Genomic DNA, 12,962 nt, shown 5'->3' with positions numbered 1-12,962 from the left:
CTGTTGCGCAGCAGAACAGGTTCAGACAAGAGGAAACAGGTCATCACACCTCAACATATTGACGCATGATTTTTGAGAAAGGTTGCTGCTATGTCTTTACTCTCTTCAACATCGACCGCCACGCTGGCTCCTACGCTTGCTGAGTTTGATGTCCGCGATCCTTATTTGTCATTTCGCGGTATTGGTAAATCTTTCCCCGGTGTCAAGGCGCTGGATGGCATCAGTTTTGACTGTTATGCCGGACAGATCCACGCCCTGATGGGGGAAAATGGTGCCGGGAAATCGACGCTGCTGAAAATCCTCAGTGGTAACTACAGTCCGACTCAGGGGCAAATCCTGATCAAAGGGCAGCCGGTAACCTTTAATCACACTACCGAAGCACTGGATGCCGGTGTGGCCATTATCTACCAGGAACTGCATCTGATACCGGAAATGACGGTAGCCGAAAATATTTATCTCGGTCAGTTGCCAAGCATTCGTGGCTGGGTCAATCGCAAGCTGCTGCGCTATGAAGCCAAAATACAGCTGGATCACTTAGGTCTGGATATTGATCCTGATACCCCGCTTAAATATCTTTCTATCGGTCAGTGGCAGATGGTGGAAATTGCCAAGGCGCTGGCTCGCAATGCCAAAATTATCGCCTTTGACGAACCGACCAGCTCCCTTTCAGCTCGCGAAATTGAGCAGCTTTTCCGCGTTATCCGTGAATTGAAGGCTGAAGGTCGGGTGATCCTTTATGTCTCTCACCGCATGGAAGAGATCTTTGCGCTCAGTGATGCCATTACGGTTTTCAAAGACGGCCGCTTTGTGCGCACCTTTGATGATATGCAGCAAGTGAACAACGAAAGCCTGGTACAGGCGATGGTCGGGCGTAACCTCGGTGACGTCTATGGCTATGAACCGCGTCCGACCGGTGATGTCCGTCTGCAACTGAATGCCGTAAAAGCGCCAGGCGTGAAGTCGGAGATCACTCTTAGCGTCAAACAAGGGGAAATTGTCGGCCTGTTTGGTCTGGTCGGCGCTGGTCGCAGTGAACTGATGAAGGGATTGTTTGGTGGGACCAAGATCACCTCGGGTCAGGTATTGCTCGATGGCAAGGCGATCAATATCAGTACGCCAATTGACGCCATTCGCCAGGGCATCATGCTTTGTCCTGAGGATCGTAAAGCTGACGGGATAATTCCGGTACATTCGGTGCGCGACAATATCAATATCAGCGCCCGACGGAAAACGGTGAAAGCCGGTTGCCTGATTAATAACGGCTGGGAAGTGAGTAACGCCGACAAACAGATCAAGTCACTGAATATTAAAACGCCGGGTCCTGAACAGTTGATTATGAATCTGTCCGGGGGCAATCAACAGAAAGCCATTCTTGGCCGTTGGTTATCCGAAGACATGAAAGTCATTTTACTCGATGAACCTACTCGCGGCATCGACGTCGGTGCCAAACACGAAATCTACCATGTTATCTACCAGCTGGCTAAACAGGGTATTGCGGTGCTGTTTGCTTCCAGCGATCTGCCAGAAGTACTCGGCCTGGCGGACAGAATTATCGTAATGCGCGAAGGCGCAATTTCAGGCGAACTGTCTCACGAGCTTGCGACAGAAGAAAAAGCATTGGGTATGGCCATGTTGCGCACCCCAGAATTAACACCGGATGCCGCCTAAGGCGGACCCTGAGCAGGAGTTTAACGATGTCCAGTATGACAACAAATTCAACCAAACCTGAGCAACCGAATGTCGCTGCACGCGGCGGTCAAAGCCTGATGCGTATCTGGGACAGCTATGGCATGCTGGTGGTATTTGCCGCGCTGTTTATAGCCTGTGCCGTTTTCGTGCCCAATTTCAGCTCTTTTATCAATATGAAAGGACTGGGATTAGCGATCTCCATGTCTGGCATGGTGGCGTGCGGTATGCTGTTTTGCCTGGCTTCCGGCGATTTTGACCTCTCTGTGGCATCTGTTATTGCCTGTGCCGGGGTGACCTCCGCGGTAGTGATCAATATGACCGGTAGCCTGTGGATCGGTGTCGGTGCGGGTCTGTTACTAGGGATTATTTCCGGTCTGGTCAACGGTTTTGTTATTGCTCGTCTGAAAATCAATGCGTTGATCACTACCCTGGCAACCATGCAAATTGTGCGTGGCCTGGCGTATATCATTTCCGACGGTAAAGCGGTGGGCATTGAAGACGAACGTTTCTTTGAACTGGGCTATGCCAACTGGCTGGGTTTACCGGCACCCATCTGGATCACCATTGGTTGCCTGATTGCCTTCGGCTTGCTGCTTAACAAAACTACCTTCGGCCGTAATACGCTGGCCATTGGGGGTAACGAAGAGGCAGCACGTCTTGCCGGTGTCCCGGTAGTGCGTACCAAGATTATTATCTTTGTTTTGTCCGGTCTGGTATCGGCAGCGGCGGGGATTATCCTGGCTTCGCGTATGACCAGTGGTCAACCGATGACCTCTTTGGGCTATGAGCTGATCGTTATCTCTGCCTGCGTACTGGGTGGGGTATCTCTGAAAGGCGGTATTGGTAAAATCTCTTATGTTGTTGCCGGTATCCTGATCCTGGGTACTGTAGAGAATGCCATGAATCTATTGAATATCTCGCCATTTGCCCAGTATGTGGTGCGTGGTCTGATCCTGTTGGCAGCGGTAATCTTTGACCGCTACAAACAAAAGGCCAAACAGTCGGTGTAAACGATTCCAGTTTTTTAAATGGGCCTTTAGAACGAAAAATGCCGAGAAAAGTGTATTTCCTTCACATTTCTATAACGCAGTCGGGCAGTAATTTTATTGCCCGATAGAATTGAATGACCAGGCGTGATGATTTCAGGAGGCCCGATGTATCACCGCATGATTCAGGACCAGCAGTCGAATCCCTTACTCCCCGGATACAGTTTTAATGCGTATCTGGTTGCCGGTATGACCCCCATTTTGGCCGATGGGCCGCTTGATTTTTCCATCGATCGTCCTGGCGGTATGAAAGGCTTTATTCTTAACCTGACCGTCAAGGGGCAGGGCAAGGTGTTTGACGGTGATGACACCTTTTACTGTAATCCCGGCGACTTACTGCTTTTCCCTCCGAAAGCGCGTCACCTGTATGCCCGTTCGGCCAATAGTGACTGTTGGTATCACCGCTGGGTCTATTTCCGTCCTCGGGCCTACTGGGCCGACTGGCTGGAATGGCATACCAAAACCCGCGATGTCGGCCGCTTGTCGCTACCCAATAACACGCTGTTGCTGGAGTTTGACCGTTTGTTTGCCAATATTGAACAGACGCAAAAATCCGGGCGTCGATTTGGCGAAGAACTGGGTATGAACCTGCTGGAGCGTCTGTTGCTGCGGGCGATGGAAGAAGACCCTCAAAGTCCGCAAAAGATTATGGATCCGCGGGTGATTGAAGCCTGCCAGTTTATTACCGGTAATCTCGCCGGTGAGTTGCGTATTGACGAAGTGGCGCGCCATGTCTGCCTGTCACCTTCGCGGCTGGCACATCTGTTTCGTGAACAAGTGGGCATCAATATTTTACGCTGGCGCGAGGACCAGCGGGTGATCCGCGCCAAGCTGCTGCTGCAGACCACCCAGGAGTCCATTGCTACTATCGGCCGGGTGGTCGGTTATGACGATCAGCTCTATTTCTCCCGTGTCTTTCGTAAACGTGTTGGCGTTAGCCCCAGTGATTTCCGTCGTCGCAGTGTCGAAATTAATTATCCGGCGAAACCTTATCGTTCGCATCCCTGGCCGGAGCATGAAAACGCTGCCACCTATCATTTCTAAACTGCTATTCTACGCTGTAAGTATCCCGTCTGATCTCAATTGGCTGCCCATGTGCGGCCAATTGGCTATTTAACACTTGTGACCTCCGTCTGACTGGTGTCAATATCAGTAATATTTGACTAAATAAAAGGAGCTATATCATGTCTTCACCTCTACGCGTTGGGCTTATTGGCTATGGTTTTGCTGCGAAAGTCTTTCACTCGCCACTGCTTGCCAGCACGCCGGGATTTGAATTTGCCGTGGTGTCGAGCAGTGATGCGTCAAAAGTCCATGCCGACTGGCCTTCCGTTACCGTGGTCGATTCGGCAGAGAAAGTTTTTGCCGATCCGAGCATCGATCTGGTGGTGATCCCAACGCCTAACGCTACGCATTTCCCTTTGGCGCGCCAGGCGCTGGAAGCGGGCAAGCATGTCGTCGTTGATAAACCTTTTACCGTCACCCTGGAAGAAGCCCGTGCGCTGGATATTCTGGCCAAAGAGAAAGGCAAGATATTGTCAGTCTTCCAGAATCGCCGCTGGGATTCGGACTTCCTGACCTTGAAGACGCTGTTGGCAGAAGGTTCACTGGGCGAGATTGTCTATTTCGAATCGCATTTCGATCGCTATCGTCCGCAAGTGCAGGTGCGCTGGCGCGAGTCTGCCGAGTTGGGCAGTGGTATTTGGTACGACCTGGGTGCGCATTTGCTCGACCAGGCTGTTCAACTGTTTGGCATGCCGGACACCATCCAATCTGACCAGGCGTTACTGCGCCCTGGTGCACAGGCGGTTGACTACTTTAATACCGTGCTGACCTATTCTTCTCGTCGTCGTGTGGTATTACACGGCACCGTGTACGCTGCAGCAGAAAGTGCCCGCTATATTGTTCAGGGTGAAAAGGGCAGCTTTGTCAAATTTGGCCTCGACCCGCAGGAAGAGCGCCTTAAAGCCGGCGAGCGCTTGCCAAAGGCAGATTGGGGCTTTGACCAGCGCGATGGTGTCGTGACCCTGGAGCATGAAGGTGTGCTGGCCCAGAAAACGCTGCCGACCATCCCTGGCAATTATCCGGCCTACTACACGGCTATCCGTGACGCCATCAACGGCCAGGGTGAGAACCCGGTGACCGCTGAACAGGCTATCCGGGTCATGGAGCTGATTGAATTGGGGATGCAGTCAGCACAACAGCAGAAAACGCTGGCAGTACCGAAATAAGTTCTCCGAATTATCGGGTAGAAAATTAACGCCCCGTTCGGGGACAAGGAAAAAGTTTCATGTCTTGGTTTCAGCGTCTGCGCATTGATAAATTTTTATTGGTTTTGGTCTCGGTGGTGGTGATTGCCTCGTTTTTCCCTTGCGAGGGGATAGTTAAAGTGTTTTTTGAACACCTGACCACCGCCGCCATTGCCTTGTTATTCTTTATGCACGGCGCCAAGCTTTCCCGTGAAAATATTGTGGCGGGTATCAGCCACTGGCGTTTGCATATTGTGGTGTTTCTTAGCACCTTTGCGCTGTTCCCGCTGCTTGGTCTTGGCATGAAATGGTTAGTCCCGGCGGGTGTGTTAACGCCAAGCCTGTATATGGGTTTTTTATATCTTTGTGCCTTACCGGCGACGGTGCAGTCGGCGATTGCCTTTACCTCGGTAGCTGGGGGCAATGTTGCAGCGGCAATTTGCAGCGCTTCGGCCTCCAGCATTCTTGGCGTGTTTCTGTCACCGGTGCTGGTGGGCGTCCTGATGCATACGCAGGGAGGGAGTAGCGATACGCTGCATGCCATTGGTGCCATTATTTTGCAACTGATGGTGCCATTTGTTATCGGTCATCTCTGTCGCCCGCTAATTGCTGCCTGGGTGGCGCGGCATAAGAAGATTGTTAATATCACTGACCGCTCATCGATTTTGCTGGTGGTGTATGTCGCTTTCAGCGAAGCAGTGGTGCAGGGGATCTGGCATCAAATCAATGGTTGGTCGTTGCTGGCGGTTTTAGGCTGTTCGCTGGTGTTATTGACCATTGTATTGTTGATCAATACCTGGGTAGCCCGGGCTTTTGGTTTTAAGACGCAAGATGAGATCACTATTGTGTTTTGCGGCTCCAAGAAAAGTCTGGCCAACGGTATCCCCATGGCGAATGTACTGTTTCCGGCTTCAGCGGTGGGGGCTATGGTGCTGCCATTGATGATCTTCCATCAGGTGCAGTTAATGGTGTGTGCGATACTGGCACAACGCTATGCCAAGAAAACCGCCAGAGAGCAGGCACAGCGCGAGGCGACCGAGGCAGCCAATCAATCATAGTGGGTAACGGCGTACCATTATTTTCAGAAGCGGAATAAATATATCACCAGTTTCCTGGTGATATATTTTTTGCTGCGGTTTTAATCTCTTTCAGTGCGGTAATAAACTTATTGAAAGGGGTAACTTTGTCGTAAACCTGAAACATATAGAATAAACAGTTGGCCAGTTCAGGTTAATCATCCCATCAAGCCAGCACTTTGGCTCGCAGACGCTGTTTGTCCGCCTCACTTAAAAAGGCCATGGTCAGCCCGTTTTGCTGTGCCTGACGAATTTCTGCCGGCGTTAATCCGGCTGCCGGGGCCGCGACCTGATATTCGTGCGCAATTTCAATGCCCTGAACCGCTGGATCGTCGGTATTGATCGACGCCAAAACGCCGTGACGCAAGAAGGTCGCCAGCGGATGTTTTGCCAGTGACGAGACGGTACTGGTTTGAATATTGGAGGTCAGGCAAGACTCGATACCAATCTGGTGCTTGGCCAGGAAATCCAGCAACGCCGGATCTTCCGCCGCTTTGACACCATGGCCAATACGCTCGGCACCTAATTCACGGATCGCCTGCCAGATGCTTTCCGGACCTGCCGCTTCGCCGGCGTGCACAGTAATATGCCAGCCAGCATCGCGGCCGCGGTTAAAATGGTCGAGGAACAGACTGCCCGGGAAACCCAGCTCATCACCCGCCAGATCCAGTGCGGTGATCCCTGCTTTATGGGCCAGCAGGCCATTTAACTCTTGCAAACAGGCTTCTTCACCAAAAGTCCGGCTTAAAATACCGATCAGGTTGATATCAATATCATGATCCTGACAGCCGCGACGGACGCCGTCGATCACCGCTTCAACCACGCCGGCCACCGGCAACTTATGATTCATCGCCATATAATACGGAGAGAAGCGCAGTTCGGCGTAGTGCAGTCCGGCCCTGGCGGCGTCCTCGACATTCTCCTGAGCCACGCGACGGCAGGCATCCAGGGAACCTAAGACTGCGACACCCCAGTCCAGTTTTTGCAAAAAGCTGACCAAATCAGGGGCGGTTTGCATGACCTGAACATGTGGCCGCAGTGCTTCCAGCTCATTGGCAGGCAGCGACAGACCGAACTGGCGGCCTAAATCAAGGATGGTCTGGGCACGGATGTTGCCATCCAGATGGCGGTGAATATCAGTAAGGGGGAGATGAGAGTCAATCATTGGCAGCACCCATTTTTGGTTGTCATAAAAGTGCATCATTATAGCGTTTTCGAGCGGTAGTCAAAAGGCGACGCAAAGTGCGTCGCCTGTTCGCTTACTGGGCGGGTTGTTGCGGTGCCTGAGGAGCGCCAAAGACACCAAACAAGCCGGCGAACTCTTGCAGCGTCATTTTTTGACCATTGAGATCGACCTGATTGTCGGCATAGTGGAAGCTGCTGGTGATGGCATTATTCTGCAAGCTGGTGAGCTTGAACATTTGTCCCATCGCCGCCAGACCCTGTACCTGCTGTTTAGCCAGTTTTTCGGCGTCATCACCATTGTAGCCTTCAACTCTCGCCGTTTGCGTGGTCAGCTCGGTGGCCATATCAAGCGGGATGTTGAGCTTGGCATCGAGGCTGCCAATATATTGTGAGATTAATTGATCTTCAGTCTGTGCCGGTGTGGCGGCCTTAGACGGATCTTTTAAATCAAGTTGCAAAGTGAAAGTACTTTCGCCTTTACTGTTTTTCCAGCTTAAAGGCTGAATACTGATACTCGGGTTACCTTTCAGCAACAGCGGCAGGTTGGACATCAGCAAGGCTGCAGCCTGTTGTTGATTGGCTTCGGGATCGCTTTGTTCAGATTTTTGCAGCAACTGCATGGCCTGTTGGTTATAGCTGTCGGAAAACTGTTTCAATGCCTGACCATCAAGCTTGTCGAGTTTGACCATCAGCTTGCCGGAACCAAAATCAGTGCCCTGAATTTTCAGTGAGTCCAGCTGGTAGTCGATTTGACCCTTGAGGTTTTGCTGGTCTTCACCAAAATCGGTCTTCATGCTGAAACCGCTAAGCTGTGCGGCATCTTTGCCATCAATATTGACGATGGCGTTATCCACGCTGAGTGCCTGTTTACCGATACCAAGCTGGAATTTACCCTGGGTAGTATCCGTGCTGAGTTTGATGCCAGATAGCGTCACTTTTTCAACCTGTCCCCACTGGTTAGGAGAGGTAAATGCCAGGCTATTGCTCTTGGCGTCCAGTTTTACCGCCGCCATATCTTTTGCTACATCCAGGTTCAGCGTTGCGCCAGCAAATTCCAGATTGCTGGTATTTTTCTGATAGTTGACCGGGATGATGTCGATTGCTGAGGCGGTATTACCGTTATAACCAATGCGTGTTTCGGCAGTGACCAGGGGTTTGCCCTGAGTCACGGCAAACAGATCTTTCAGCGTCGGGGTGTTTTGCAGCTCGGAATGAACAGAAGCCATACTTGGCACCAGGTTGAGTTTCTTCAACTGTGCTGCCGGGAAAGGACCGTGGTCAATTGTTTCCAGGAAGGCGATTTCATCACCCGGACTCAACAGGTTGTCAGGGGATGTGCCATCCGGCTGAGCGGCAAAGCGTACGCTGCTGCTGAATACGCCGCGATGATAATCCTGATACACCAGTTTCAGACCGGCATGCGGGTAATGGGTTTTCAATTGTGTGTTGGCATCGGCGACCATGTCGGCCATATGTTGTTCGAGCAATTTGCCGGTATACCAGGAAGCGCCTGTCCATGCCGCGCCAAGTACCACAATGACGCTCACAGCGACTAACGATTTTTTCATTGTTCTGTTCATCCTTTTAAATATGAGCTAACAGCCCATCAGTGATGGCTAATGGGATCTGTTGGATCACTAAAGTTATAAAATTAACCGCTTACGCTGCTTTATTGTGGTGGAACAACCGGCCATTTGGCAAACATTTCGCGAAAATGCCTGAATTATGGCCGGTATTGACCCAGAGGGATTAGGCTAGCTGATTAAATACGCGGGCAATACGACCATTTCCGCTGGCAGTAACCGGCGACTCATTGGCTGGAATATAGCAGGACTCCCCTGGATGCAACACTACCTGTTGCTGACCTTTATCGAGAATAGTCTGACCTTCAAGGCAGAAAATAATCGCTGCGCTATCCTGGGACATCGGCTGAGGGGCGGCACTGAGGTTATGCAGCGAGAACGCAAAGTCCTCCACCGGGATCGGGAAGCTCAATTCGTTGCCGCGCTGCACCGGCTGGGTTAACAATGTATCCGCAGCTTTGGCTTCGAACTTCAAATTGGCCAGCAATTCGGGGATATCGATATATTTGGGGGTCAGCCCGGCGCGCAGCACGTTGTCGGAGTTGGCCATCACCTCCAGCGCAACACCGTTAAGGTAAGCGTGCGGGGTCTCGGCATACAGGAACATACCCTGACCCGGCTGGAGAGTGATCACATTGAGCAGTAATGGCGAGAAGAGGCCGCTGTCATCGGGATAATATTGCGCGATATTGCGAATGGTGTCCCATGGCTCGCCGTGCTGGCTGGCCAGGGCGTTTTTCAGAATATCCAGCGCCAGTGATTTGCTTTCCCCTGACATGCTGAGTAACGCGGCAAACAGGGTTTGCAAATGCTCAACGTCCGGGTGCAGCAGAAAGCTGGCGATATCCGGATGGGCGCCGGCAACCGGCTGCAAAAGTGACTGAATATCAGTAAGTTCACGGAAGCCATTCATGGCAGCAAAAGGTGTCAGCGCAAAAACCAACTCGGGTTTATGGTTGGGATCTTTATAGTTGCGCTCAGCAGCATCAAGTGGGATACCCGCCTGGTTTTCTTTGTCGAAACCCACTATCGCGGCACTTTTGCTGGGATGGACCTGAATAGACAGCGGCTGTTCGGCACAAAGTACTTTAAACAGAAAAGGCAGCTCGCCAAAGCGTTGTGCCACCTTATGGCCCAGATTACCCTCGAGATCGGCGGCAATCACCTCGCGCAGCGCCAGAGTCTGGCCTTCCTCGTCGGTTACCGATGAACTGCTTTTCGGGTGCGCCCCCATCCACAGTTCTGCCATAGGTTTACCTTGCGGGTTGGCAATGCCGTAAAGATTACTGAGTGCGTCAATACTTCCCCATGCGTAATTTTGTACGTTGTTATGCATCTTTTGCATTTTTTTGTCCTGCTAATCAGAGAAATTGCTGACTAGTAAACAATGACTAAAGCGGAATAAGCAACCCAATATGGAGAAAAAATGCGGTATAGGCAGGTTCTGATTATTCTTAACGCAAGTAAGGTCTGTATCACCGAGGTCTCTTCTATAATCCATTAGTTAATGGCAAAACCTTTACCCCGTTGGCTTGCCGCCAGGGTAAAGGTTTTGCAGCGGGAAAAATATACCGCCATCAACAGCCTGGAAGCGTCAATGCAACCCGGCAACCAGTCACTCATTTTATTGAATAATCCTAAACTAAGGAGCAATTCATGGCCGCTTATCGCACCGAAAAAGACTCAATGGGACCGATTGAGGTGCCTGCCGATAAACTCTGGGGGGCGCAGACGCAGCGATCCCTTGAGCATTTTCGTATTTCGCAGGAAAAAATGCCTACCGCGCTGATCCATGCCCTGGCTTTGACGAAACGCGCGGCTGCCAGCGTTAATATCGATCTTGGTCTGCTACCTAACGAACGGGGAATGGCAATTATTGCCGCTGCTGATGAAGTGCTGGCGGATAAGCATACGTCGGAATTCCCGTTATCCATCTGGCAGACGGGTTCCGGTACTCAGACCAATATGAATATGAATGAGGTGTTGGCCAATCGTGCCAGCGAAATCCTCGGTGGCGAGCGGGGCGAAAGCCGTTTGGTCCACCCCAATGATGATGTCAATAAAAGTCAGAGTTCAAACGACGTTTTTCCCACGGCCATGCACGTGGCTGCGGTGCTGGCTGTCCGCGAGCATCTGTTGCCGGAATTGGACCAGTTGCAGCAAACGCTGGCAGATAAGGCGGTGGCCTTTAAAGATATCGTAAAAATCGGACGTACCCATTTGCAGGATGCCACGCCCTTGACCCTGGGACAGGAGATCTCCGGCTGGGCGGCGATGCTGGTGCATAGTCGACAGCATCTCGAAGCCAGCATTGCGCATATGACCGAACTGGCATTGGGAGGGACGGCGGTGGGGACCGGCCTGAATACTCATCCGCAATACGCGGTTCGCGTTGCCAGGGCGCTGGCAGAATTGACCGGTCAGCCGTTTGTTACTGCGCCAAACAAGTTCGAAGCGCTGGCCACCTGCGATGCCCTGGTGCATGGTCACGGAGCCCTTAAAGGCCTGGCGGCGTCACTGATGAAAATTGCCAATGACGTACGCTGGCTCTCTTCCGGGCCGCGTTGCGGTATTGGCGAGATTGCCATCCCCGAAAATGAACCGGGTAGCTCCATCATGCCAGGTAAAGTCAATCCGACTCAGTGCGAGGCGATGACCATGCTTTGCGCCCAGGTCATGGGTAATGACGTAGCGGTGAATATTGGTGGTGCCTCAGGTAATTTTGAGCTGAACGTCTTTCGTCCGTTGGTGATCCATAACTATCTGCAATCGATCCGCTTGTTGGCCGACGGTATGCGCGGTTTTAATCAGCACTGCGCCGTGGGTATTGAGCCCAATCGCGACCGTATTGCCCAGTTGCTCAATGAGTCATTGATGCTGGTTACCGCGCTAAATACCCATATCGGGTACGATAAAGCGGCAGAAATTGCCAAGAAGGCCCATAAAGAGGGGCTGACGCTGAAAGCCTCGGCGCTAAAACTGGGTTATCTGACCGAGGCGCAGTTTGATGAATGGGTTAAACCTGACGAGATGGTGGGCAGTATGAAAAATTAACTTGGCGAGCGCCGATCGTTACTGCAAGTGACGAGGCTAACCAGGCGCTGTTGATTGGTCACAGCGCTTTTAATTTCTACACCGGCTGATCGGTATACAGATGCAGTCGTTTGATTAGCAGATTGAGCGGTTGCGAGTCTGGTTTGTACTTATGTTTAATACTGTTGGCATCGTAATCGGTTAATTCGCCAAGCTTGGGCAATGGCATCCCGGCATCACGCAGGTAGAGTGCAATCAGCGGGGAAGGGCACGGATGCTGCACCTGTTTTTGGCTATTGCGATACCAAACGCGGGCAATCGGCTGCACTTTAACCGGACGTTTGATTTTTAAAATGGCGTGTTCTGGCAGGTTTTGCACATCCATTATCTCGCGGCTGATATTGGCCGCCCACTCCTCGCGGCTATAAGGCGGCACCGCCCGTCCGGCATTGAGGCTTTTTTCCAGTTGGCACAATAACTCATCGCGACGCAGGTTTTTAATAATATGTTTATTCGCCCAGCCAAAACGTACCGAATCCGGCTGTAACAGATAACTAATGGAGCGATAGGCATTAAGCGTAATTAATCCGCGTAAGTGGCTGTGGACAAACTCAAAGCGTTGTTCAGCAGGCAGGCCGGACTCTACGGTCACAATATGCTCCAGCTCGCTTTTGAGTTTGTTCACCTCCTGAATCAACAGCTGTGCCGCCTGGTATTCCGCCTGATCCACCGCATAGCACAGCACCCCGGGGAGACGCACCGCAGCTTTACTGCTGATATTGTCGCCATTGTGATGGATAAACAGTTTTTGGAAATGGTGCAATGCCAGCTGGTGGGCGCTATCACCTTGATGTGGGGTGACGGCTATCTGTAATGCCGGATTATGTTCGTGGCCTTTTTCAATTTCAGGTAAAGAGAACACCCGCGCCTGCAATAGTTCCAGCTGATTAAGAAAACGCGTCAAATCCGTAATCGACAGTTCCAGCTCGTTAAAGCATTCGTTCATGCGCAAAATCAAATCATAACTCGCCATTAGCTCTCCTCTTAGTTACAACATACATTATAGTAGAGAAACCTGAAATGTGCACACATCGGCATTGA

Annotated in this window: 11 protein-coding genes; 6 read left to right on the top strand and 5 right to left on the bottom strand. The window is 51.5% G+C overall.

Translation table 11 applies throughout. The annotated features are described in order from the left end of the window. The first annotated feature begins 90 nt into the window (after window positions 1–90). The 5 genes from araG (at window position 91) to GW590_RS23365 (ending at window position 6,042) form a co-directional block, all read left to right on the top strand. Entirely contained in the window at window positions 91–1,668 is a 1,578-nt protein-coding gene (gene araG, locus GW590_RS23385) for an L-arabinose ABC transporter ATP-binding protein AraG (RefSeq protein WP_169405489.1), read from the top strand. Window positions 1,669–1,694: 26 nt separating this feature from the next. After that, complete coding sequence (araH, locus tag GW590_RS23380; protein WP_169405488.1) at window positions 1,695–2,699, top strand: L-arabinose ABC transporter permease AraH; 1,005 nt, start codon at window positions 1,695–1,697, stop codon at window positions 2,697–2,699. 144 nt (window positions 2,700–2,843) lie between these two features. Continuing rightward, entirely contained in the window at window positions 2,844–3,779 is a 936-nt protein-coding gene (gene araC, locus GW590_RS23375) for an arabinose operon transcriptional regulator AraC (RefSeq protein WP_169405487.1), read from the top strand. Between the two features lie 140 nt (window positions 3,780–3,919). Further along, complete coding sequence (locus GW590_RS23370) at window positions 3,920–4,966, top strand: oxidoreductase (protein WP_169405486.1); 1,047 nt, start codon at window positions 3,920–3,922, stop codon at window positions 4,964–4,966. A 59-nt stretch (window positions 4,967–5,025) separates the two neighbouring features. Beyond that, on the top strand, window positions 5,026–6,042 hold the full coding sequence (locus GW590_RS23365; RefSeq protein WP_169405485.1) for a bile acid:sodium symporter family protein: 1,017 nt from the start codon (window positions 5,026–5,028) through the stop codon (window positions 6,040–6,042). Window positions 6,043–6,226: 184 nt separating this feature from the next. On the opposite strand, the gene add is transcribed toward GW590_RS23365, so the two are convergent. From add to GW590_RS24490, 4 genes are all read right to left on the bottom strand, one after another. Next, window positions 6,227–7,225, bottom strand: a complete 999-nt coding sequence (gene add / locus GW590_RS23360; RefSeq protein ID WP_169405484.1) for an adenosine deaminase — start codon at window positions 7,223–7,225, stop codon at window positions 6,227–6,229. Window positions 7,226–7,319: 94 nt separating this feature from the next. Further along, the gene (locus GW590_RS23355; protein WP_169405483.1) at window positions 7,320–8,813 is read right to left on the bottom strand and encodes a YdgA family protein; all 1,494 of its coding nucleotides are present in this window, start codon (window positions 8,811–8,813) and stop codon (window positions 7,320–7,322) included. A gap of 181 nt (window positions 8,814–8,994) precedes the next feature. Next, complete coding sequence (gene manA / locus GW590_RS23350) at window positions 8,995–10,173, bottom strand: mannose-6-phosphate isomerase (protein ID WP_169405482.1); 1,179 nt, start codon at window positions 10,171–10,173, stop codon at window positions 8,995–8,997. 155 nt (window positions 10,174–10,328) lie between these two features. Beyond that, window positions 10,329–10,451 (bottom strand): hypothetical protein, encoded by a 123-nt coding sequence (locus tag GW590_RS24490; protein WP_268952827.1) that lies wholly within the window; start codon window positions 10,449–10,451, stop codon window positions 10,329–10,331. Between the two features lie 33 nt (window positions 10,452–10,484). Between GW590_RS24490 and fumC the strand changes: the two genes are divergently transcribed. Next, the gene (gene fumC / locus GW590_RS23345; RefSeq protein WP_169405481.1) at window positions 10,485–11,882 is read left to right on the top strand and encodes a class II fumarate hydratase; all 1,398 of its coding nucleotides are present in this window, start codon (window positions 10,485–10,487) and stop codon (window positions 11,880–11,882) included. A 76-nt stretch (window positions 11,883–11,958) separates the two neighbouring features. Here fumC and tus read toward each other — a convergent pair whose 3' ends face one another. Then, window positions 11,959–12,894, bottom strand: a complete 936-nt coding sequence (gene tus, locus GW590_RS23340; RefSeq protein WP_169405480.1) for a DNA replication terminus site-binding protein — start codon at window positions 12,892–12,894, stop codon at window positions 11,959–11,961. Window positions 12,895–12,962: the final 68 nt, after the last annotated feature.

Source organism: Rouxiella aceris, assembly GCF_012933545.1.
Lineage (GTDB): Bacteria > Pseudomonadota > Gammaproteobacteria > Enterobacterales > Enterobacteriaceae > Rouxiella > Rouxiella aceris.
Note: the sequence above shows the minus strand (reverse complement) of the source record. Positions and strands in the feature narration are given on the sequence as shown.

Bases quoted from the DNA above. Each gene is read 5' to 3' on its own strand.
- tus (WP_169405480.1), bottom strand. From the start codon at position 12,894: ATGGCGAGTTATGATTTGATTTTGCGCATGAACGAATGCTTTAACGAG.
- GW590_RS23365 (WP_169405485.1), top strand. From the start codon at position 5,026: ATGTCTTGGTTTCAGCGTCTGCGCATTGATAAATTTTTATTGGTTTTG.
- araG (WP_169405489.1), top strand. From the start codon at position 91: ATGTCTTTACTCTCTTCAACATCGACCGCCACGCTGGCTCCTACGCTT.
- manA (WP_169405482.1), bottom strand. From the start codon at position 10,173: ATGCAAAAGATGCATAACAACGTACAAAATTACGCATGGGGAAGTATT.
- GW590_RS23355 (WP_169405483.1), bottom strand. From the start codon at position 8,813: ATGAAAAAATCGTTAGTCGCTGTGAGCGTCATTGTGGTACTTGGCGCG.
- araC (WP_169405487.1), top strand. From the start codon at position 2,844: ATGTATCACCGCATGATTCAGGACCAGCAGTCGAATCCCTTACTCCCC.
- araH (WP_169405488.1), top strand. From the start codon at position 1,695: ATGTCCAGTATGACAACAAATTCAACCAAACCTGAGCAACCGAATGTC.
- GW590_RS23370 (WP_169405486.1), top strand. From the start codon at position 3,920: ATGTCTTCACCTCTACGCGTTGGGCTTATTGGCTATGGTTTTGCTGCG.
- GW590_RS24490 (WP_268952827.1), bottom strand. From the start codon at position 10,451: ATGAGTGACTGGTTGCCGGGTTGCATTGACGCTTCCAGGCTGTTGATG.
- add (WP_169405484.1), bottom strand. From the start codon at position 7,225: ATGATTGACTCTCATCTCCCCCTTACTGATATTCACCGCCATCTGGAT.
- fumC (WP_169405481.1), top strand. From the start codon at position 10,485: ATGGCCGCTTATCGCACCGAAAAAGACTCAATGGGACCGATTGAGGTG.